This window comes from Nocardia sp. NPDC046763 (assembly GCF_040645495.1).
In the GTDB taxonomy this organism is placed as follows: domain Bacteria; phylum Actinomycetota; class Actinomycetes; order Mycobacteriales; family Mycobacteriaceae; genus Nocardia.
On sequence record NZ_JBEYYI010000013.1, the window covers coordinates 114,656 to 135,171 of the forward strand.

At 69.3% G+C, this 20,516-nt stretch carries 17 protein-coding genes; 11 read left to right on the top strand and 6 right to left on the bottom strand.

All coding sequences use genetic code 11. The annotated features are described in order from the left end of the window. Positions 1-259 precede the first annotated feature (259 nt). The 7 genes from ABZ909_RS22090 (at position 260) to ABZ909_RS22120 (ending at position 10,143) form a co-directional block, all read left to right on the top strand. On the top strand, positions 260-2,215 hold the full coding sequence (locus tag ABZ909_RS22090; protein WP_357002528.1) for an MFS transporter: 1,956 nt from the start codon (positions 260-262) through the stop codon (positions 2,213-2,215). Positions 2,216-2,259: 44 nt separating this feature from the next. After that, positions 2,260-3,174: a helix-turn-helix domain-containing protein gene (locus ABZ909_RS22095; RefSeq protein ID WP_357002530.1), complete on the top strand. Its 915-nt coding sequence runs from the start codon at positions 2,260-2,262 to the stop codon at positions 3,172-3,174. A gap of 69 nt (positions 3,175-3,243) precedes the next feature. After that, positions 3,244-4,704 (top strand): carotenoid oxygenase family protein, encoded by a 1,461-nt coding sequence (locus tag ABZ909_RS22100; RefSeq protein WP_357002532.1) that lies wholly within the window; start codon positions 3,244-3,246, stop codon positions 4,702-4,704. Between the two features lie 14 nt (positions 4,705-4,718). Then, positions 4,719-5,924 carry an LLM class flavin-dependent oxidoreductase gene (locus ABZ909_RS22105; protein ID WP_357002534.1) on the top strand — a complete coding sequence of 402 codons (1,206 nt, stop codon included), beginning with the start codon at positions 4,719-4,721 and terminating at the stop codon, positions 5,922-5,924. Beyond that, positions 5,917-7,101: an acetyl-CoA C-acyltransferase gene (locus ABZ909_RS22110; RefSeq protein WP_357002536.1), complete on the top strand. Its 1,185-nt coding sequence runs from the start codon at positions 5,917-5,919 to the stop codon at positions 7,099-7,101. Before ABZ909_RS22105 ends, ABZ909_RS22110 begins: the two co-directional genes overlap by 8 nt. Before the next feature lie 66 nt (positions 7,102-7,167). Then, positions 7,168-8,892, top strand: coding sequence for a class I adenylate-forming enzyme family protein (locus ABZ909_RS22115; protein ID WP_357002538.1), 1,725 nt, complete (start codon positions 7,168-7,170; stop codon positions 8,890-8,892). Between the two features lie 33 nt (positions 8,893-8,925). Next, positions 8,926-10,143, top strand: coding sequence for an acetyl-CoA acetyltransferase (locus ABZ909_RS22120; protein ID WP_357002729.1), 1,218 nt, complete (start codon positions 8,926-8,928; stop codon positions 10,141-10,143). A gap of 71 nt (positions 10,144-10,214) precedes the next feature. On the opposite strand, the gene ilvD is transcribed toward ABZ909_RS22120, so the two are convergent. Beyond that, positions 10,215-12,068: a dihydroxy-acid dehydratase gene (gene ilvD / locus ABZ909_RS22125; RefSeq protein WP_357002540.1), complete on the bottom strand. Its 1,854-nt coding sequence runs from the start codon at positions 12,066-12,068 to the stop codon at positions 10,215-10,217. Between the two features lie 104 nt (positions 12,069-12,172). On the opposite strand from ilvD, the gene ABZ909_RS22130 reads away from it, so the two are divergent. Continuing rightward, positions 12,173-12,769: a TetR family transcriptional regulator gene (locus ABZ909_RS22130; RefSeq protein WP_357002542.1), complete on the top strand. Its 597-nt coding sequence runs from the start codon at positions 12,173-12,175 to the stop codon at positions 12,767-12,769. Between the two features lie 7 nt (positions 12,770-12,776). Here the strand turns inward: ABZ909_RS22130 and ABZ909_RS22135 are convergent, their stop codons facing one another. From ABZ909_RS22135 to ABZ909_RS22150, 4 genes are all read right to left on the bottom strand, one after another. Next, complete coding sequence (locus ABZ909_RS22135) at positions 12,777-13,172, bottom strand: nitroreductase family deazaflavin-dependent oxidoreductase (RefSeq protein ID WP_357002544.1); 396 nt, start codon at positions 13,170-13,172, stop codon at positions 12,777-12,779. 211 nt (positions 13,173-13,383) lie between these two features. After that, complete coding sequence (locus ABZ909_RS22140; protein ID WP_357002546.1) at positions 13,384-13,731, bottom strand: hypothetical protein; 348 nt, start codon at positions 13,729-13,731, stop codon at positions 13,384-13,386. Positions 13,732-13,889: 158 nt separating this feature from the next. After that, the gene (locus tag ABZ909_RS22145) at positions 13,890-14,732 is read right to left on the bottom strand and encodes an NAD-dependent protein deacetylase (protein ID WP_357002548.1); all 843 of its coding nucleotides are present in this window, start codon (positions 14,730-14,732) and stop codon (positions 13,890-13,892) included. Positions 14,733-14,931: 199 nt separating this feature from the next. Then, positions 14,932-15,927, bottom strand: a complete 996-nt coding sequence (locus ABZ909_RS22150; protein ID WP_357002550.1) for a pyridoxal-phosphate dependent enzyme — start codon at positions 15,925-15,927, stop codon at positions 14,932-14,934. A 114-nt stretch (positions 15,928-16,041) separates the two neighbouring features. On the opposite strand from ABZ909_RS22150, the gene ABZ909_RS22155 reads away from it, so the two are divergent. Next, positions 16,042-16,905, top strand: a complete 864-nt coding sequence (locus ABZ909_RS22155) for an SDR family oxidoreductase (RefSeq protein WP_357002552.1) — start codon at positions 16,042-16,044, stop codon at positions 16,903-16,905. Positions 16,906-16,926: 21 nt separating this feature from the next. Next, positions 16,927-18,237 carry an FAD-dependent oxidoreductase gene (locus tag ABZ909_RS22160; protein ID WP_357002554.1) on the top strand — a complete coding sequence of 437 codons (1,311 nt, stop codon included), beginning with the start codon at positions 16,927-16,929 and terminating at the stop codon, positions 18,235-18,237. Positions 18,238-18,332: 95 nt separating this feature from the next. Here the strand turns inward: ABZ909_RS22160 and ABZ909_RS22165 are convergent, their stop codons facing one another. After that, complete coding sequence (locus tag ABZ909_RS22165; RefSeq protein ID WP_357002556.1) at positions 18,333-19,004, bottom strand: TetR/AcrR family transcriptional regulator; 672 nt, start codon at positions 19,002-19,004, stop codon at positions 18,333-18,335. 70 nt (positions 19,005-19,074) lie between these two features. Here ABZ909_RS22165 and ABZ909_RS22170 point away from each other — a divergent pair, with 70 nt between their 5' ends. Continuing rightward, positions 19,075-20,493 (top strand): cytochrome P450, encoded by a 1,419-nt coding sequence (locus tag ABZ909_RS22170; protein ID WP_357002558.1) that lies wholly within the window; start codon positions 19,075-19,077, stop codon positions 20,491-20,493. The last annotated feature ends 23 nt before the right edge of the window (positions 20,494-20,516 follow it).

Below are 20,516 nucleotides of genomic sequence, written 5' to 3' on the forward strand. Positions count from 1 at the left end.
CTCCTGGGCCGGGTGAGCCGCCCGGCGCGTAGATCCTGGCCACCGACCCGCAGGATCATCGAGCCTGGAGTGGTCGCACTCCATACGGTCCCCTGGGCAGCGGACCCCACGCGGCTCGACACGCGCGGGAACGCGGATTCCGGTAACAGTGATTCAAGTCACTCGTGACCGCTACCCTGTTTTCACCCGGCTGTTCGCGCTGCGTCGCGAAGGGCATTTCGGCTGCGCGAAACGCCGTGGAGAGAAAGGCGTCTCGATAATGAGTACCACTCCGATCGCTGTCCCTCCGGCCGCGCCGGGATCGGCGCCGCCGACCCTGCTCACCGGCCTCTGGCAGCGCAAACTACCGCATTATCCGGACACGCCCACGCGTGCCTGGTACCTGTTCGTCGTGGTGATCACCTCGATCTCGCTCTACTACCAGCAGATCGTGGCGGGTTCGGTGGGCAATCAGCTCATCGCCTATTTCCATCTGACATTCCGGTACTTCGTCGGCATCTTCATCGTGGGCGCGGCGTTCGGCGCGGTGGCCTCGGTGGTGACCGGCCTGCTGGATCGGTGGGGGCGCGCCAATATCGTCGCCTACGGGATGGTGATCTGTTCGCTGCTCACCCTGTTCGCGGTGCCGGCCTGCACCACCAAAGAGCAGTATCTGATCACCTACAGCCTGGTCAGCATTGTGGAGGGCGCGGTGCTGGTCGCGACTCCCGCACTGGTACGCGATTTCTCGCCGCAGCTGGACCGCGCCTCGGCCATGGGGTTCTGGACGCTCGGCCCGGTGCTGGGCGCGCTCGTCACCACCGAGGTGGCCAACCACACCCTGGACGCGCATCCTGACTGGCAGTACGCCTACCGGCTGTGCGGTGCGATCAGCGTGGTGATCGCGCTGCTCGCGCTGGTCGCACTGCGGGAGCTCAATCCCGCGCTGCGCGATCAGATCATGGTGTCGCTGCGCGACCGCGCGCTGATCGAGGCGCGGGCCCGCGGCCTCGACGTGAGCAAGCTGGAACGGCACCAGTGGCGGCAGATGATGCACTTCGACATCGTGGGTTCGGCCTTCGCGATCTCGGTGTTCCTCGCGTTCTTCTACACCATCATCTCGTTCCTCGCGGTGTACATGGCGACCAACTTCGGCTTCACGTCGGCGCAGGCCAATGGGCTCGGCAACTGGTACTGGATCGCGAGCGCGATCACCCTGGTGGCTACCGGCGTCGTGTCCGACCGGCTGAAGGTGCGCAAACCGTTCATGATCTTCGGTTCGGTCGTCAGCATCGTGGGCATCTACACCTTCATGGGCTACACAGACAAGGCCGGCACCGACTACTACACGTTCGCGGCGGTCCTGACCCTGATCGCCATGGGCAGCGGCATCGTCTACGCCACGTGGATGGCCGGTTTCACCGAGACCGTGGAGAAACGCAATCCAGCGGCAACGGCGGTGGGGCTGGCGGTGTGGGGCGGCCTCCTGCGCACGGTCGTCACCCTGGTGCTCTTCGGCCTGCTGGTGGTGGTCACCGCCGCGGGCACGCTGGTGAACTACGGCCCACGGCTGCAGACGATTTCGACCAAGTACCGCGACGAGATCGCGACCATCCAGACGGTCGGCGAGGACACGCTGGCGGCGCTCGGCAAGAATCCGAATGATCAAGCGGCACAGGTGAACGCACTGGTCAAGCTGACCAGGGCCTCGGCCTCGGATGTGCAGACGGCACTGTCGGTGAACGCCAAGTACCCGGACGAACTGGCCACCTTGCAGGCGATCGATCCGCAGGTGCTGGTCAAGCTGATGTTGAACCCCAATGATCAGGCGACCGCGGCGACCGCGGTCGGGCAGGTCGCGCGGAAGTTCAATATCCCGCCGGACCAGGCCATCGCCCGGATCGCGGCCGCCCAGAAGGTTCCGGTCGATCAGCTGGCCGTGGTCTCGCAGGTCGGCCCGCAACTCGCGGCCGCGAGCGCGCAGCTCAAAGCGGTGGGCGCCATACCGGCCGACGATCTGGCATACCTGTCCGCGCACGGCAAGGACGTCCAGCAGGCCAAGGCGGATTCGGCGAAGCAGTGGAAGCGCTGGTGGCTGATCTGCCTGATCGCGCAGGTGGTGTTCCTGCCATTCGTGTTCTTCATGTCCGGGCATTGGAGCCCGAAGAAGGCGGCCCAGGACACGGCCGAGCATGACGCGGCCGTGCAGCGTGAGCTGGCGACCTTGAACGAGTAGGACGCCGACCGCGTTGACAGCGAAGATTCAGTACAGTTATTGAAGTGACGAATCCGGTAGCCGCGACGTTCGATCTGCTCGGTGATCGCCTGACGCTGACGATCCTGCGGCACGCCTTCGTCGACCACGCGCGCCGGTTCACCCAGTGGGCCGACCGCACCGCAGCGCCGCCCGCCGTGCTCACCGCCCGGCTGGCGGCGCTCGTCGATGCCGGGGTGCTGGTGCGCGCGCCGCGGCCGGGCTCGGCCGATCGCTACGAATACCGGCTCACCGACCTGGGTCTGGCGACCTGGGAGATCCTGGTCTGCGTCTGGTCCTGGCAGCGGGAGTGGACGGCCGAGTGGGCGCTGCTGCCGGAGTTCACGCACACCGGGTGCGGGCATCGCGGCCCGCCGGTCGTCATGTGCCGCGGCTGCGGCCGCGACGTCACCGCCCACGACACCGAGGTGGAACTGGATCGGGATGCGCTGTGGCGCCTCACGTCCGGCCGCCGGCGCTCGGCGCGGGCGGCCGCGCTCACCCGCGGCGACGCGCGTTTCGACGAGATCATGGAGGCCATCGGCGACCGGTGGAGCGCGGCCGTCACCGGGCTGGCCCTGGCCGGGGCGCGGCGGTTCTCGGATTTCCGTGCGGCACTGGGTATCTCGCCGACCACGCTCACCGAACGGCTGGCGCGGCTGGTGGACGTGGGCATCCTGCAGCGGCCCGAGCCGGACGGGCGCGACTATCGGCTGACCCCCCGCGGGCGGGCGCTGTTCGGAGTCTTCGCCTTCCTACTGGCCTGGTCCCAGCGCGCACATCCGGAGACCCCGGAACCGGGTCTGAGCCTCCGCCACAAGGAGTGCGGCGCGGTGTTGGTCCCCGCGCTGCGCTGCCGGGGCTGTGCGGCCGTGCTCGGCCGACGGGACGTGCGCTTCGAGCCGTCGGCCGCACGCCCGGCCCTTGACAGCCCCCAGTGAGACGCGTATCACTTCACTAACTGTAGTGAATCTCGCCGGGTGTCGACTCCCGGTCGCTGGAGGCTTCGCATGCCGCTCAACGAAGAACTCATCGCGCCCGCCGCCGAGGCGCTCACCAACCCGTATCTGGAAGGGCCGTACGCGCCCTGTGCACAGGAGACCACGGCCACGAATCTGACTGTGCTGCACGGGGAACTGCCGGTCGACCTCGATGGCGTCTACGTCCGCAACGGCCCCAATCCACAGTTCGCCCCGATCGGCCGCTACCACTGGTTCGACGGCGATGGCATGCTGCACGCGGTCCACTTCGAGAACGGCCGGGCCACCTACCGCAACCGCTTCATCCGCACCGGCGAGTTCGATGCCGAGCACGCGGCGGGAACCGCGCTGTGGCGCGGCGTGATCGAACCCTGGGACCACAATCCGCCCGGTGATCGCCGCGAACGCAATGCGGCCAATACCGATGTCGTCTACCACCACGGCAATCTGCTGGCCCTGTGGTATCGGGCGGGCAAGCCCTACGCGCTCGACCCGGTCAGCCTCGAGACCCGTGGCGTCGACACCTTCCACGGCACCCTGCGCGGCGAGGTGTCGGCGCACGCCAAGGTGGACGAGCACACCGAGGAACTGCTGTTCTTCGACTACGGCATCCATTCGCCGTATCTGCGCTACGGGGTGGCCGATCCGGGCGGCACGGTCACCCATTTCACCGGGCTGGAACTACCCGGCCCGCGTCTGCCGCACGACATGGCGATCACCGAGAACCATTCGATCCTCATGGATCTGCCGCTCTACAACGATCCGCGCGCGGCCGCGGCCGGCCGCTTCAAGATCCACTTCGACCGCACGCTGCCCAGCCGGTTCGCGGTGCTGCCGCGGTATGGCGAAGGGGCGCAGGCGAAGTGGTTCGAGGCCGAATCCGGCTACATCTATCACACTGTCAATTCGTGGGAGGAGGGCGAGGAGATCGTCCTGGTGGTCTGCCGGGTCTCCGAACCCAGCCCGGTGTCCGACCGCGCTCACCCCCTGGCCCAGCTGCTGGCCTATCTCCGGCCGGAAGCCGCGCTGCACAGATACCGCTTCAACCTCCGCACCGGCGCCACCACCGAGGAGGTCATGGACGACGTCAACACCGAGTTCCCGGCCATCGATCAGGGCCGCACCGGCCGCGCCAGCCGCTACTCGTATCAGATGCGGCTGTCGGTCGACCGCACCATGATCTTCGACGCCGTCATCAAGTACGACATCCGCACGGGCGCAAAGCACACCGCGCCCTTCGGCGACGGCATCTTCGGCAGCGAGCTCACCGTGGTCCCGCGCCCCGGCGGCACCGCCGAGGACGACGCCTGGCTCACCATGTTCGCCCACAACAACCACACCGGTCTCGGCGAGGTGTGGATCTACGACGCCGCCGACCTCACCGCGGGCCCCGTGTGCCGCCTCGGCCTGCCGGTCCGTGTCCCGCTCGGCTTCCACGCCACCTGGGTCAGTGGGGACCGCATGCGCGCCGCCGCCCGCCCGCTCTCCTGAAAAAGGTTGTCCGCGTGCCCCTTCCGCATCTGAGCGTCACCCTTCCGTACTGGCAGAACCGCGCACCCCTGGACGCCCTGCTGGTGGCCGAGGCCGCCGACAAGCTCGGCTTCCACCGGCTCTGGATCGGCGAGATGGCGACCTTCGACGCCTTCGCCCTGGCCACCGCCATCGGCCGCGCCCCGGGCCGGATCCCGCTGTGCCTCGGCCCGCTCGCCGTCGGCGTCCGCAGCCCCGCGACCATCGCCATGGGGACGGCCACCGTTGCCGCCCTCACCGGCCACCCGGTCGACGTCGCCCTGGGCACCTCCAGCACGGTGGTGGTCCGCGACTGGCACGGCCGCCGAAGGCACCGCACCGCACGGCATCTGGAGGAGACGACCCGCATCGTGCGGGCCCTGCTGGCCGGGGAGAAGGTCGAATACGACGGCCTGATCGAACGCGTGCGAGGATTCCGCCTCCGCCTGCCCGCCCTGCGCCCGGCCCGGGCCCGCAGCGTGTACGGACCCGATGCGTCCGCCGAGATCGGTTGGCCCAGTGTGGGATCCGAGCGCGGCCGGGCGTCCTCGAACGGCCATGGTCGAGAACATCGGTCGCGGTTCCCCGCCGACCGGCCGACCGGCGGCGAGATCATCGTCGCGGCCTTCGGCGAGCGGGCGCTCGAGGTCGCCGCGCGCTGCGCCGATCGGGTGGTGCTGAATCTGGTGACACCGGCCCAGGTCGCCCGATGTGTCACCGTGATAGGCGAATTCGCCGCGCGGGCCGGGCGGACGGCACCACCGGTCTCCGTGTGGGTGATCGCGGCCGCCGATCCCGACCCGGACATGTACACGACCGTCCGGCAGGGTGTGGTCGGATACCTGCGCGCCCCCGGGTATGACGCCATGTTCACCGAGGCCGGATTCGGAGACGTGGTCCGGCTGGCGAGCAGCGGAGCCCACCCGCGTGCGGTGCTGGCGGCAATCCCCGACGAATTGCCTGCGGCCGTCGGCATGTTCGGAGATACGCGAACATTGGCGGCCCGCCTGGGCGAGTACGGGGATGCGGGAGCCGACGAGGTGGTCATCGTTCCGGTGACGACGGTCGACGACCCGGCCGGATATCGGACCCTCGACGTGCTCACCGGGATCTGTACGGGTTCGGTCCCCGGAGTACCGGACACTGGCGAGGAAGAGTCCGACCCGGACTCGGTAGAACAGCGGAGGCATATCGATGAGTGAGGCGTTCGTCTATGACGCGGTGCGGTTGCCGCGAGGGCGGGTGCGCAAGGGCGGGGGCACCTTGGCGGAGGTACCGCCATACGAGTTGTTCGGGCAGTTGCTGGCGGCGCTGGAGGAGCGGGGATGTCCGCCGGCGGCGGTCGACGACGTGCTGGTCGGGGTGAGTACCGCGGTCGGGGAGCAGGGCGCGAATATGGCCCGGGCCGCGGTGTTGTGGGCGGGCTGGCCGGATTCCGTGCCGGGTGCAGTGGTTTCGCGACTCTGCTGTTCCGGTTTGGACGCGGTGGAGAGCGCGGCGGCGCGGGTGGCGGCCGGGTTCGCGGATGTGATCGTCGCGGGCGGGGTGGAGTCGATGTCGCGGGTGCCGATGCTGGCGGATCGGCCCGCCATCGCCGGGGACGCCGATCTGGGGGAGCGGACCGGGTTCGTCACCATCGGGGTGTCGGCGGATCTCACGGCGGCCGAGTACGGCATCACCCGGCCGGAGCTGGACGCCTTCGCGGTGCGGTCGCATCGAAAGGCCGGCAGCGCAGCCACATCGGCGTCGGTGATCCCGGCACGCAAGGGCGGTACCGTGCTCCTCGCCGCCGACGAGGGCGCGCGGCCGGACGCGTGTGCGTCGGCCTTCGCCGCGCTGCCGACCCTGTTCGGAGCCGATCCGTCCTGGGAGCGGGTGGCCCGGCGCACGCCGCAGGCGCGGCGTCCCGTCGCGGGGCTGCACACCATTGCCACCGCGCCGCAGCTGGCCGACGGGGCTTCGGCTCTGCTGCTGGGCAATCGGCGCGCCGAGCACATGCTCGGGCGGCCACCGGCGGCGCAGATCGTGGGCACGGCCCAGACGGCCGTCCGCTCACCGCTGCTGACCGCTCCGACCAGCGCGGCCCGGGTGGCCCTGCAACGGGCGGGCATCTCGCCCGCGCAGCTGGACGTGATCGAGGTGAACGAATCCTTCGCCGTCACACCGCTGGTGCTCATGCGTGAGCTCGGAGTGGACGCGTCCCGGGTGAATCCGTCCGGCGGTGCGGTGGCGGTCGGTCATCCGCTCGGCGCGACCGGGGGGATCCTCATCGCCCAGGCGCTGGACGAGCTGCGCCGCCGCGACGGCGAGCACGCGCTGGTCGCCATTCCCGCCGCGCTCGGGCTCGGCTCGGCCGTGGTGCTGCGTCGTATGACCTGACCCGCGGCGCGCCGTCACCGGACCAGCTGCGCCGTCACCGGACCAACTCATCACCAGGGAACTCCGATGGTCGAAATCTCCTCCTCCGCAACGACGTCCCCCGCCCGCCCGGTGCACGGCTGCCATCCGGCGGACACGGTGCGCACCTATCTCGACCGCGGCTGGTGGCAGCCCGAGACGATTCCCGACGTCTTCCGCCACCGCGTCACCGAGGCCCCCGACGCGCCCGCCATCACCGACCCGGCCAACCTGGCCGACCTGACCGGCGCGCACGCCCGCACCCTCACCTGGCGCGAACTCGACGATCACGTCACCGATATTGCGGCGGTCCTGCTGGACAACGGGATTCGCCAGGGCTCCACCGTCGCGATCCAACTGCCCAATTCGATCGCCCTGACCGCCGCATACCTCGCCCTGTGGCGGCTGGGCGCGGTGGCCACGCCGATGCCCGCGTCCTTCCGGCGGCACGAGCTGTCGGGCATTGTCGCCGCGACCGCTGCCGAGGCCGTCATTACCGTTGGGGCGCTGGGAGATCGGGCACTCGCGGCGGAGGCGCTGACCGTCATCGGCGGGCAGGGCGCCGTCTTCGCCTTCGGGCCGGGAGTCCCGGAGCAGGCGATCGCCCTCGACGGCCCGGTCGGCGCAGCCGCTCGCAAGCGCGTGCGCGACTACACCCGTACGCTCCACGTCACCGTCAACGATCGCATCACCATCTGCTGGACCAGCGGCACCGAGGCCGCGCCCAAGGGCATCCCGCGCTGCCACGGCGACTGGCTCGCCGTGGCGGGCGGCGTCCAGGACGGGCTCGGCATGACGCCGGATTCGGTGGTGCTCAACCCCTTTCCCATGGTGAACATGGCCGGATTCGCGGGCTCGTTCCTGCCGTGGCTGCTGGCGGGCGGGCATCTGGTCCAGCATCACCCGCTGGATCTGCCCGTGTTCTTCCGGCAGCTCGCCGAGCACCGGGTCACCCACACGAGCATGCCGCCCGCCCTGCTCACCATGCTGTTGCAGAACGATGCCCTGCGTGCCAGGGCCGACCTGTCCTCGCTGCGCACGGTCGGCTCGGGCGGTGCGCCGCTGCCGCCGCCGGTGGTGCGGCGCTGGCAGGAGGAACTGGGTATCCAGGTGATCAACTTCTTCGGATCCAATGAGGGAGTGAGCCTGCTGGGCGCACCCGCCGACCTACCGGATCCCACCCTGCGCGCCCAGCATCTGCCGTATTACGGTGCGGCCGGGGTGCGCTGGTCCACCAGACTGGCGGAACGGACGGCGGTGAAACTGGTCGACGTCACCACCGGGGCGACGGTCACCGAGATCGGCGGGCGCGGCGAACTGCGCCTGCGCGGCCCGGCCGTCTTCGCCGGCTACCTCCCCGGCACCGCTACCGCCGAGCCGTTCGACGACGAGGGATACCTGTGCAGTGGTGACGTTTTCGAACGGTGCGGCGAGGGCGGCCGGTATCTGCGCTTCGTCGACCGCGTGAAGGAGATCATCATTCGCGGCGGCATGAACATTGCGCCCGCCGAGATCGAGGGCCTGCTCATCGACCATCCCGCGATCGCGGATGTCGCCGTGGTCGGCTACCCCGACGCGGTGCTCGGCGAAAAATGCTGTGCCGTGGTCGTTCCCGTGCCCGGCGCCTCCGTGACCCTTACCGACCTGGTCGAGCATCTGCGGGCCCGCGAGGTGGCCTCGTTCAAACTGCCCGAGCGCCTGGAGCTCACCGACGCGCTCCCGCGCAATCCGGTCGGCAAACTGCTGCGCCGGGAACTACGCGCCCGGCTCTGACCACTCTTCGATAGCAGGAGGACTCCCGTGTCCGTGCACATTCTGGGTGGCGGCCAAACCGATTTCGCCGTCAACTGGCACCGCGTCGGCCTCGGCTTCGACGCCCTGATCCGTGCCGTCCTGGACGAGACGCTCTCCGCCGTCCGCCTCGACGCCACCGCGATCGAGGTGATCCACGTCGGCAATGCCTTCGGCCAATTGTTCACCGGCCAGGGCCATCTCGGCGGCATGCCCGCCACCATCCATCCGGAGCTGTGGGGCATTCCGGCCGCCCGCCACGAAGCCGCCTGCGCCTCCGGCAGCATGGCCGCCCTCGCCGCCATGGCCGATCTCGAATCCGGCCGCCACGACTGCGCACTCGTGATCGGCGCGGAGCTGGAGAAGACCGTCCCCGGCGGGCAGGCGGCCGCCTATATGGGCGCGGCGGCCTGGGCGGGCCACGAGGCACAGGACACCGACCTGGTGTGGCCGACCCAGTTCGCCGCCATCGCGGCGGAATACGACCGACGCTACGGCCTCGACCCCGCGTACCTGCGCGCCATCAGCGCGCTGAATATCGCGAATGCCCGCTCGAATCCCCGTGCCCAGACCAGGAATTGGTCCTACACCGACGCGAGCTTCACCGATGACGACACCGCGAACCCGCCGGTGACCGGCGTCCTGCGCCGCCAGGACTGCAGCCAGATGACCGACGGCGCGGCGGCCGTGATTCTCGTCTCGGACCGGTTCCTGCAGCGGCACAGCAGCATTCGCGCCGATACCACCGCGCTGATCTCAGGCTGGGGCCACCGCACCGTCGGCCTCCCGCTCGACGCGAAGTTCCGCGCTTCGGCCGCCGAACCCTATGTCTTCCCGCACCTGCGTACCGCGGTGCTCGACGCGCTGTCCCGCGCCGGTCTGGCCGACATCCACCAGCTCGGCGGCCTCGAGGTCCACGACTGCTTCTCCATGTCGGAGTACCTGGCCATCGACCACCTCGGCCTCACCGCACCCGGCGAGAGCTGGAAGGCCGTGGAATCCGGTGCCATCGCCCGCACCGGCAGCCTGCCGATCAACCCCGGCGGCGGACTGATCGGCATCGGCCACCCGGTCGGCGCGACCGGAGTCCGTATGCTCCTCGACGCGTACCAGCAGGTCACCGGCCGGGCAGGCGATTGCCAGCTGCCGGGCGTCACCCGCTTCGGCATCGTGAACATCGGCGGCAGCACCACCACGGTCGCGAGCTTCATCGTCGAATCCGCCGCCGATTGACCCCGAGGCGGTGCGGGGTGGCCGGATACTGAGCCGTGCGGGGGTCGCCTGTCACCCGGCGAGTTCTGCTCTCACCCGGCGAGTTTGGCGGGGTCGCGCACTGCGCCCCGGTCGGCCGAGGTGGCCAGCAGGGCATAGGTTTTCAATGCCAGCGAGATCTCACGCTCGCGGTGGCGCGGCCGGTAGCCGCCGTTCGCCTCCAATTCCGCGCGGCGGGCGGCCAATTCGGCGTCGTCGACGTGGAGGGTGAGGGTCCGCGACGGGATGTCGATGGTGATGGTGTCGCCGTCCTCGACCAGCGCCAGCGGTCCGCCGGCCGCCGCCTCGGGCGAGATGTGGCCGATGGAGCAGCCGGAGGAACCGCCCGAGAAGCGACCGTCGGTGATCAGCGCGCACTCCCGGGCCAGGCCCAGGCCCTTGAGATACGAAGTCGGATACAGCATTTCCTGCATGCCCGGCCCGCCGCGCGGACCCTCGTAGCGGATGACCAGCACGTCACCGGCCTTGATCCGGCCCGACAGGATCGCCTCGACCGCATCCTCCTGTGACTCCACCACCACGGCGGGACCGGTGAAGGTGTGCATGTGTGCAGCCACGCCCGCGGACTTCACCACCGCTCCGTCGGGGGACAGGTTGCCGCGCAAGACCGCGAGGCCGCCGTCGCGCGAATGGGCATGGGCGACATCGCGAATGCAGCCCGCCGCGGCATCCAGATCGAGGGTGTGCCAGCGCTCGGACTGGGAGAACGCGCTGGCCGACCGCTTGCCGCCGGGAGCGGCGTGGAACAGTTCCCGCGCCGCCCCGGAGGGGCGCTCGGCGCGCACGTCCCACTCGGTCAGCCACGCATCGAGCGAATCCGCGTGCACCGCATGCACATCGCGGTGCAGCAGTCCGGCCCGGTTCAGCTCGCCGAGCAGCGCCGGAATGCCGCCCGCGCGGTGCACGTCCTCGATCAGATAGTCGCCGTTGGGCGCCACCTTGCACAGGCACGGCACCTGCAACGACATCTTCTCGATATCGGTGAGCGTGTAGTCCAGCCCGGACTCCTGCGCCGCCGCCAGCAGGTGCAGCACCGTGTTGGTGGATCCGCCCATGGCCAGGTCCAGGGCGATCGCATTGTCGAAGGCCTTGTGGGAGGCGATATTCCGGGGCAGGACCGAGGCATCGTCCTCGTCGTAGTAGCGGCGCGCCAGGTCCATGACGGTGCGTCCCGCCGCCCGGTACAGCGCGGCCCGCGCGGTGTGGGTGGCCAGCGTGGTGCCGTTCCCCGGGAGCGCCAGGCCCAGCGCCTCGGTGAGGCAGTTCATGGAGTTGGCGGTGAACATGCCCGCGCACGAGCCGCAGGTCGGACAGGCGTTCTCCTCGATGCGCTCCAGATCCGCGTCGGACACGTCGGGCGAGACCGCCTCGGCCATGGTGACGATGAGGTCGAGCCGGCTGCGCACGGTGCCGTCGACCAGCACCGCGGTGCCGCCCTCCATCGGTCCGCCGGAGACGAACACCGTCGGAATGTTCAGCCGCAGGGCCGCCATGAGCATGCCCGGAGTGATCTTGTCGCAGTTGGAGATGCACACCAGCGCGTCGGCGCAGTGCGCGTTCACCATGTACTCGATCGAATCCGCGATCAGGTCCCGGGATGGCAGCGAGTACAGCATGCCGCTGTGCCCCATGGCGATTCCGTCGTCGACCGCGATGGTGTTGAACTCTCGCGCGATACCGCCCGCGGCCCGCACCGCCTCGGACACCATGCGGCCGACCGGCTGGAGGTGGGTGTGGCCCGGCACGAACTCCGTGAAGCTGTTCGCGATCGCGATGACGGGCTTGCGGCCGATATCCGCCGAGGGCACGCCGCTGGCCCGCATGAGGGCGCGGGCCCCGGCCATGTTCCGTCCGTGCGTGACCGTGCGGGAGCGCAACTCGGGCACGATGCCACCTCCTCCTCAATCTGCAACCAGATGGTTGCAACCGTGTGGTTGGAGTTTGCCACGACCGCCAGCCCAAACGCAACCGTGTGGTTGGAGATGGTTGGATGGACGCCATGGCGTGGGACACCGAGAGGACCAGACGGCTGCTGCTCGAGGCGGCGGTGCTCGAATTCGCCGAACGTGGACCTGACGGCGCCCGGGTGAACGCCATCGCGGCCCGCGCCGGGATCAACAAGGAACGCATCTACCAGTACTTCGGCGACAAACGCGGCCTGTTCGAGGCCGTGCTGACCGATCAGCTCGAGCAGCTCGCCGCCGCCAGCCCGCTGACCGCCGACAAGGCCGGCGACCTGGCGGACTACGCCGGTCACGTCTTCGACTTCCACCGCACCCACCCGCAGTTCCTGCGCCTCATGTACTGGGAAGGGCTGCAGCCGCACGAGGGTCGGCTGCCCGCCGAGTCCGCGCGCGCCTCGCACTACGCGGACAAGGTGGCGGCTCTGGCCGCTGCCCAGCGCGCCGGCACCCTGCCCGACGACGTCGCGCCGGGTTATCTGCTCTACGCGGTCGCGGCCCTGGCCGCCTGGTGGTTCGCCGCCCCGCAGGTGGTGCGGATGATCCTGGGCGCGGACGCCGACGATCCGGAAACCCTGCGCGCGGCATTGGTCGCGCTGGTGCGCCGGCTCGAGGTCCGGGCCTGACGGCGCGTCACTCCCCGGAGGCGATGTCCGCGACGAACAGCGGGAACCGGCGGGCGGCGATCCGGGCGGGGAACGGGACTTCCAGGCCCGCCTCGCCGCGGCCGACTATCCGGGGGTTGACGAGTTTGTACTGGCGAAAAGCGTGGGAGGTAGCGGCTTCTCCGGCGGCGAGAACGTTCTTGATCCAATCGGTCCGGCCATGGCCCATGACCACATAGAGCGAGCCGTCGAAGCGAAAAGCGTTGACCGGTGTGGAATACGCTCGGCCCGACTTGCGGCCGCGGTGTTCGATCACGGCGAACCCGGGCAGATACGGCGCGAGCGGGCGAACCACCGGGTTCATGTACCTGACCTGCAAGCGGTCCAGCCACGCCGGGAACATGTTGGGTTCGGTCGTCGGCATTTCGGTTTCCCCTGTCCACGCCTGATGTCTCGGACAGGCTACAACCTCTCTCCCGGCCAGCGAGGATTCGGCGCGTCGCCGCGAATTCCGCGTATAGGAGGAGCGACGGCATCACCGGCTCCGGCCCCCGACGACATGCCGCTCGACGGAGTCACCCTGGTAACCCCGGGAAGGTCGCCGTCGGAGGTCGGCTGCTGCGTGCGGTATTCGCTCAGCTCTTGGCCGCGGGCTCGGTGGTCTGCCCGTCTTCGGCGTGCTCGGTGGTGTCGGCCGCACGCTCCGCCTTGATGTCGGCCTGCCACTTCTCGAAATCGGTTCGCATCACTGCGATCTGATGTTCGATGGCTTCCCTGGTGTCCGACCACCACTTCTGGGCGACGTCCCGCAGCTCCGCCGTGGTCTTCTCGAACTCGCTGCCCTCGCGCTCGAAGGTCGCCTCCAGCTCCTTCCGACGCGCCTGGAGCGCGGCGCGGTTCTGCTCGCGCGCCGCGGTGGACGACTCCTCGAACCGCTTCACCTGTGCGGCGAGGTCCATCAGTGATTCCGACAACGGCTTCATGGTCTCTTCCTCTCGAATCTCTTGATCCGCGTTGGGGATCCGGCATCGGCCACCACCAAGCCTGGCTTCCGCGACCGGCGGGTCCAAGGGCAGAACGTCCTCTGAAATACCTGCCACTCGGCATCGATTGCCCGCCCGCCGCGTTGCGTCGGTCGAAATCAGCCGACGGTAAGGGCATCCGACAATGCGGTGAGGACAGGGGCGCAGCCGGTGTCGATAATGAGGGTGGCCAGGGCGTCGGCACGGGTGCCGCCACGGTTCAGGATGATCAGCGGTCGGCCGGATTTGGCGGTGCGGCGGGCGAAGCGGAGACCGGACATGACCGTCAGGGACGAGCCGACGACCAGGAGGGCGTCGGCGGAGTCCACCAGGTCGAGGGCCGCCGCGACGCGAGGTTTGGGGACCGATTCGCCGAAGTAGACGATGTCGGGTTTGAGGAGGCCGCCGCAGTGCAGGCAGTCGACCATGCGGAAGGCGTCGGTGTCGGTCACGACGGCGTCGGCGTCCGGCGCGACTTCGAGGCCGTCGAGCGGGAACGAGTCGGCGAAGCCGGGATTGGCTGCCTCGAGACGATCGGCCAGAGCCATGCGCGACGTGAGGGCGTCGCAGGCGAGGCAGCGGACGCGGGCGTAGACACCGTGCAGATCGATGACCCTGCGATGACCGGCCTTGGTGTGCAGCAGGTCCACGTTCTGGGTGATGAGGCCGCTGACGAGGCCGGCACGTTCCAGCCGGGCCAGCGCCCGATGCGACGGATTCGGCCGGGCCGCGTCCATGCGCCGCCATCCGACGTGATTGCGGGCCCAATAGCGTTTGCGGAACAGCTGATCGCCGATGAACTGCTGATAGGTCATCGGCGTCCGGGGCGGGGCGTCGGCGCTGCGGTAATCCGGAATGCCGCTGTCCGTGGAGATGCCCGCGCCCGTGAGCACGGCCAGGCGACGGCCGGAGACCAGGTCCAGCAGGCGATCGAGCTGCTGCGCGGAACCGGAATCGGGCATGCGGCCAGCCTACGACGCACCCGTCGTGTGTGGCCGGTCATGTCGTGTCACATCCGAGGGCTCTGCGTCGTCACTTCGGCGGGACGCCACCGCGGCGGCGGCGCGACACGAAGGAGATGGTCATCATGGCGAAGACGGTTCTGGTCACCGGCGGCATAAGCTCGCCGCCGCGTGAGCGCACGGCATGCGGAAACCGATGTCAGCGCGGTCCGTTGGTGTTGAGGTACACCACCGAACCGTCGAACCGGCCGTGCGCGTTCATGTCCAGCAGCGCGGCCATGGCCTTCGCGGTGTAGACCGGCTCCAGCTGCATGTGCTCCCGATCCTCCGAGAGCGCCTGTGCCGTAGCTGCTTCCGGCATCGGATAGCCGTATCCCGGACCGAGGTAGTCGGTGACGATGTCCAGATTGCCGGTGGGGGAGAGGCTCTCGGGTAACCGCGCGCCGCGCGCCCGCAGCAGCCGCTCGGTGCGGCCCGCCAGCTTGGCGAGCGCCGGTTCGTCGAGGCGCAGCGTGTCGTTCACGACCACACCCACCACCCGCGTTCGCAATTCGGCCAGCCGCAAGCCGAGTGACAGCCCCGCCGCCGTCCCGCCCGATCCGACCGGGATCACGATGTGGCTCGGCTCCGGCAGGTCCCCGGTACGCACCTGATCCGCCAATTCCAGTGCGGCCTCGACATATCCGAGCGCACCGACCGGTGACGACCCGCCCGCGGGCAGGAAGTAGGGCGGCCGCAGGCCGGTGAAATGCCGGGCCAGCAGATACGGCGCACTCACAATCGTGCGCGCCTTGGTGTGGGTGAAGTGCAGCTCGGCTCCCGAGGCCCGCAATCGCTCGAGCTGCGCCCGCACATGCTCGTCGACCGGCTGATCCACCAGCGCCAGAACGGTTTTCAGTCCGTGTTCGCGTCCATAGAGCGCGGTCGCCAGCCCCCAGTTGGTGCCCAGCCCGCCCACCGTCACGATGGTGGTCCGTCGTCGGCGCAGTGCGTCGGGCAGTAGCCATTCCAGCTTGCGGACCTTGTTGCCACCCCAGCCGCCGTCACCGAAAGCGCTGTCGTCCTTGAGCCAGATGTCCGAGCCCGCCGTGTCGAGCGACTCCAGCCTCCGCACCGGCGTCGGGCCGGTCCCCAGCCTCACGTGGGGCAGAGTCCGCTGGAGCTCGGGATAGCGGCGATGCAGGTGCGGGGTCATCGCGCCAACCCTATCGACTGTCCAGTTTTTCGACGAGTGTGGCGGGCAGCACACGGGTGCCGGTTTCGCTCCTGCTACGTTCCGAACTGTCATTAACTTCGGCAAGGAGATTTCATGCCTGGTGTAACCGATCGCGTCGTCATTGTCACCGGAGCCGGTGGCGGACTGGGCCGGGAGTACGCATTGTTGCTCGCCGGTGAGGGCGCGCTGGTCGTCGTCAACGACCTGGGCGGTGCGCGCGACGGCTCCGGATCCGGCCACAATATGGCCGACGCCGTGGTCGAGGAGATCCGCGCGGCCGGCGGCACCGCCGTCGCCAACTACGACAGCGTCGCCACCGAGGATGGTGCGAAGGCGCTGGTCCAGACCGCGATCGACAGCTTCGGCACGGTGCACGGCGTGGTCAACAACGCGGGCATCCTGCGCGACATGAGCTTCGTGAAGATGACCTCCGAGGCCTTCGAGGCCGTGCAGCGCGTGCACCTGTTCGGCTCGTTCTACGTCACCCACGCCGCCTGGCCGCACTTCCGTGAGCAGGGTTTCGGCCGCGTCGTCATGGCCACCTCCACCTCCGGCCTGTACGGCAACTTCGGCCAGGCCAATTACGGCGCAGCCAAACTCGGCCTGGTCGGCATGATGAACACCCTCGCCATCGAGGGCCGCAAGTACGACATCACCGTCAATGCCGTCGCGCCCATGGCCGCCACCCGCATGACCGCCGACATCGCCTCGGCCGAGATGCTCGAGAAGCTGCCGCCGGCCCAGGTCGCGCCCATCGTCGGCCACCTGATGAGCGAGGACTGCACCGACTCCGGCATGGTGCTGGTGGTCGGCGGCGGCTCGGTGCAGCGGGCCCAGCTGTTCGCAAACCAGCCCGTGTTCTTCAGTGAGGTCCCGACGGTGGACCAGGTGCGGGAGAATTGGAGCCGTATTACCGATATGTCCGACGCTCGGCCCGGGGTGAACCCAGCGGGCTGAGCCTGCCCGAGGAGCCTCGCCATGAGCGAGAACACGTGGGACGCGCTGGTTGTCGGAGCCGGAGCGGGCGGGCTGTGCGCGGCCGCCCGGCTCTCGCACCACGGCTACCGCACCCTGGTGGTCGAACGCCTGGACCGGATCGGCGGGCGGGCCTCCACCACCGAACTCGACGGTTTCATCGTCAATACCGGCGCGGTCGTCGTCGAACTCGGCGGCATCACCGAACGGACCTTCGCGGAGGTGGGCGCGAAATTCGAAGTGCGCCCGGCGGATCCGCCGATCCTGTTCCGCATCAACGGCCGTGACGTGGATGTCGCCAGCGGTGGCTGGGGGCTGCTCATCTCCCAGCTGACCCGGCAGGGGGCCAAGTTGCTCACCGGAACCGGCGCGGCCCGCACCGAGGGCGAGCTGCCCGACCGGGAACTGTCCACCGCCGACTGGGTGCGGCGTTATACCAAAAACGATGCGGTGCAAGGCATATTCCGCAATATGTGCGGCTCGATCTTCGCCGTCGGCTCGGAGGAGCTCCCCGCGCGCGTGTTCCTCACCTACTTCACCCGCACGTCCGCGTTCAAGAAGCTCGGCTTCTGCCCGGACGGCACCATCGGCCTCTGGAAGGCCCTGGCGGAGGTGGTGGAACGCAATGGGGGACAGGTGCGTCTGGGCAGCGAGGTGCAGCAGCTGCTCGTCGAGGACGATCGCGTCACCGGGGCCCGCATCCGGCACGGGAGCGAAACCTCCGATGTCTCCTGCGCTTTCGCGGTCAGCGACATCGGGCCGTCGGCCACACTGGATCTCGTCGGCCCCGAACACTTTCCGTCCGACTACGTCGGGTCGGTGCTGCAACGCGATCTGCCCTGCGCCATGATCTCGGTCAACTTCGCCAGCCGGGAACCGCTCATCGACGCCCCCGGCCTGCTCAGCTTCGCCCGCACCAGACGGCTGTGCTACGTCGCCAACTTCACCGCCACCTGCCCGGAGATGGCCCCCGAGGGCTGGCACCTCTACGTCGGCACCGGGGTGCCCAAGCCGTCGGTGGGCGATTTCGACTCCGAGGCCGAAACCGCGCTCGTGCTCCAGGATCTGCGCGCGGAGATCCCGGGCTTCGACACGGCCCGCATTCTGTCCATCGCGGTCACCCGCGACGACTGGCCACCCCAGCGCACGGTCGCCGGCTACGACCTACCCCACGACACCCCGATCGCGAATCTCTGGAATGTCGGCGACGCGGTCAAGGAGTACGCCAACGGCGGCATCACCGCCTGCACCGAGACTGCGAAGATCGTCGTCGACGAGATCATCGCCAGCGGCGTGGGTCGATCCGCAACGTGACAACTGATTTCGTGGCGACGAGGGTAACTCCTGGGGCACCCCGGATCGGTTCGGCGCCTGACCGGCGGCACGCATGCGCGACCGGCAACGGCTCGTCAGCCGGGCGCTGAAGTCCCGGGGAGGCGGATCAGCTCGGTGATCCCGGGCAGCCGGTCCACCATGGCCACAACGTAATCCGCGACGATCCCGATCAGCACGGGCCGTTCGACCTTCAGGCCGCCGTCGAGCCACACCAGGATCAGCTCGGCCGCGCCGCCGGTGATCAGCTGGGCCAGTGCGGTCAGGGCGGTGTCGTCGCCCTCGGGAATGTCGAGCAGGACCCGCGTCTGCTCGATGAGCAGCTGCGCCACCCGGCGCATGCCCTCGAAGCGGCGGCGCATGAGCATCTCGCTGCCATAGGCCTGGGCGAAGGCGATGTTCGCCCGGCGGGGATCGTCGGTCACCGTGATGATGAGCGCCGCCACCCCGGCCCGAAGTTTCTCCTCGGGCCCGCCGGGAGTCTCGGTCATGGCCGTCCGAGCCTGCTCGAGGGCCGCGCCCTGCACCTCGTCCAGCAGCGTGGAGGCCAGCGCGTCCAGACCGGTGAAGGATTCGTAGAAGAAGCGCGGTCCCACCTTCGCCTGCTCACACACCCCGCGCACGGTGAGCGCGGCCAGCCCCTGCGTGCCGACGATCTCGAGGGCCGCGTCCAGCAGCCGTCGACGGCGCTGCTCGCGACGCTCGTCGGTCGTGGTGCCGCGATAGGTCCCGTTGAAAGCTCGCGTCACCCTGACAGCTTGGCACAGAAATCGGGAAACGACCGTTTACGGAAATCATCGTTTCCGCTACCGTTGAGGCATGGCTGTGCGAAAAGCCGTGGTGAACCATCGAATTCAGTGCCGCGCCGCCGGGGTACTGGAGCGCTATCCCAGCGTGCCGCGGGCACTGGCGACACCGCCGCCCGGCAGCGGGCTCAAACCGGTCATGGGTGATTTCGGCCCGCCCGGCATCGGCCACGTGGTGAGCACGCTAGCCGACCCCCTCACCTTCAGCCGCGACCGCATGCGCCGCTACGGCCCCGTGCAGTGGATGGGCGTCTTCGGGCGGCAGGTGGTCGGCATCGGCAGCCCGGCGGCCGTGGAGGAGGTGCTGCTGGACCGCAAGCACGTGCTCTCCGCGCAGCAGGGCTGGGAATTCCTCATCGGCCCGTTCTTCCGCGGTGGAATCCTGCTGCGCGACTTCGACGATCACGCCTACCACCGCCGCATCCTGCAGCAGGCCTTCACCCGGCCGCGGCTCATCGGCTACCTCAACCTCACCACCCCGCGCATCGTGCGCGGCGTCGACTCCTGGCTGCCCGCCCCCGATTTCCCGCTCTACGACCACGTCAAGCGCATGCTGCTGGAACAGGCCACCGTGGTCTTCGCGGGCGCGGAACTCGGACCCGAGGGCACCCGCCTGTCCCAGGCCTTCGAGGACGCCGTGCACGGCGGCAAGGCCATCATCCGCACCAATATGCCCGGCGGCGTGTGGAATCGGGGCCTGCGCGGCCGCCGGCTGCTCGAGGAATACTTCCGCCGGGAACTGCCCGCTAAGCGCGCCGGCCACGGCGAGGACCTGTTCAGCGTGCTCTGCCACGCCGAGACCGAGGACGGCGAATCCTTCACCGACGCCGACATCGTCGACCACATGATCTTCGTCATGATGGCCGCCCACGACACCAGCACCCTGGCCATCTCCATGCTGGCCTACGAGCTGGCCCGGCACCCGGAATGGCAGCAGCGGCTGCGCAAGGAATCGGAGGCGCTGGGCAAACCCACCCTCGACTACGCCGACCTGGACCGGCTGCCCGCCCTGGAGATGGCCTTCCGCGAGACCCTGCGCATGTACGCGCCGGTCGGCCAGATGGTGCGAGAAGCGCTGGAGGACACCGAGATCGCCGGGTACTTCATCCCCAAGGGCGCGCTGGTCATGGTCGGCTCGTACTCGATGATGCGCAGTGAGGAGTACTGGCACGACCCGGACGTCTTCGACCCCGAACGCTTCGATCCCGCACGCGCAGAGGACAAGTCGCACCGCTTCGCCTGGCCGCCCTTCGGCGGCGGCGCGCACAAGTGCATCGGCCGGTACTTCGGCGGCATGACCGTCAAGGCCACCATGCACCGCATGCTGCTGAACTACCGCTGGAGCGTGCCGGACGGCTACCGGGTGCCCCTGGTCGCCGGCACCGGCCCGACGCCGGCGGACGGCCTGCCGATCCACCTGCGCCGGCTCTGAGCCTCACCCGCGCCCGCGGACGA

Bases quoted from the DNA above. Each gene is read 5' to 3' on its own strand.
- ABZ909_RS22090 (WP_357002528.1), top strand. From the start codon at position 260: ATGAGTACCACTCCGATCGCTGTCCCTCCGGCCGCGCCGGGATCGGCG.
- ABZ909_RS22100 (WP_357002532.1), top strand. From the start codon at position 3,244: ATGCCGCTCAACGAAGAACTCATCGCGCCCGCCGCCGAGGCGCTCACC.
- ABZ909_RS22110 (WP_357002536.1), top strand. From the start codon at position 5,917: ATGAGTGAGGCGTTCGTCTATGACGCGGTGCGGTTGCCGCGAGGGCGG.
- ABZ909_RS22115 (WP_357002538.1), top strand. From the start codon at position 7,168: ATGGTCGAAATCTCCTCCTCCGCAACGACGTCCCCCGCCCGCCCGGTG.
- ABZ909_RS22130 (WP_357002542.1), top strand. From the start codon at position 12,173: ATGGACGCCATGGCGTGGGACACCGAGAGGACCAGACGGCTGCTGCTC.
- ABZ909_RS22135 (WP_357002544.1), bottom strand. From the start codon at position 13,172: ATGCCGACGACCGAACCCAACATGTTCCCGGCGTGGCTGGACCGCTTG.
- ABZ909_RS22140 (WP_357002546.1), bottom strand. From the start codon at position 13,731: ATGAAGCCGTTGTCGGAATCACTGATGGACCTCGCCGCACAGGTGAAG.
- ABZ909_RS22145 (WP_357002548.1), bottom strand. From the start codon at position 14,732: ATGCCCGATTCCGGTTCCGCGCAGCAGCTCGATCGCCTGCTGGACCTG.
- ABZ909_RS22150 (WP_357002550.1), bottom strand. From the start codon at position 15,927: ATGACCCCGCACCTGCATCGCCGCTATCCCGAGCTCCAGCGGACTCTG.
- ABZ909_RS22155 (WP_357002552.1), top strand. From the start codon at position 16,042: ATGCCTGGTGTAACCGATCGCGTCGTCATTGTCACCGGAGCCGGTGGC.
- ABZ909_RS22160 (WP_357002554.1), top strand. From the start codon at position 16,927: ATGAGCGAGAACACGTGGGACGCGCTGGTTGTCGGAGCCGGAGCGGGC.
- ABZ909_RS22170 (WP_357002558.1), top strand. From the start codon at position 19,075: ATGGCTGTGCGAAAAGCCGTGGTGAACCATCGAATTCAGTGCCGCGCC.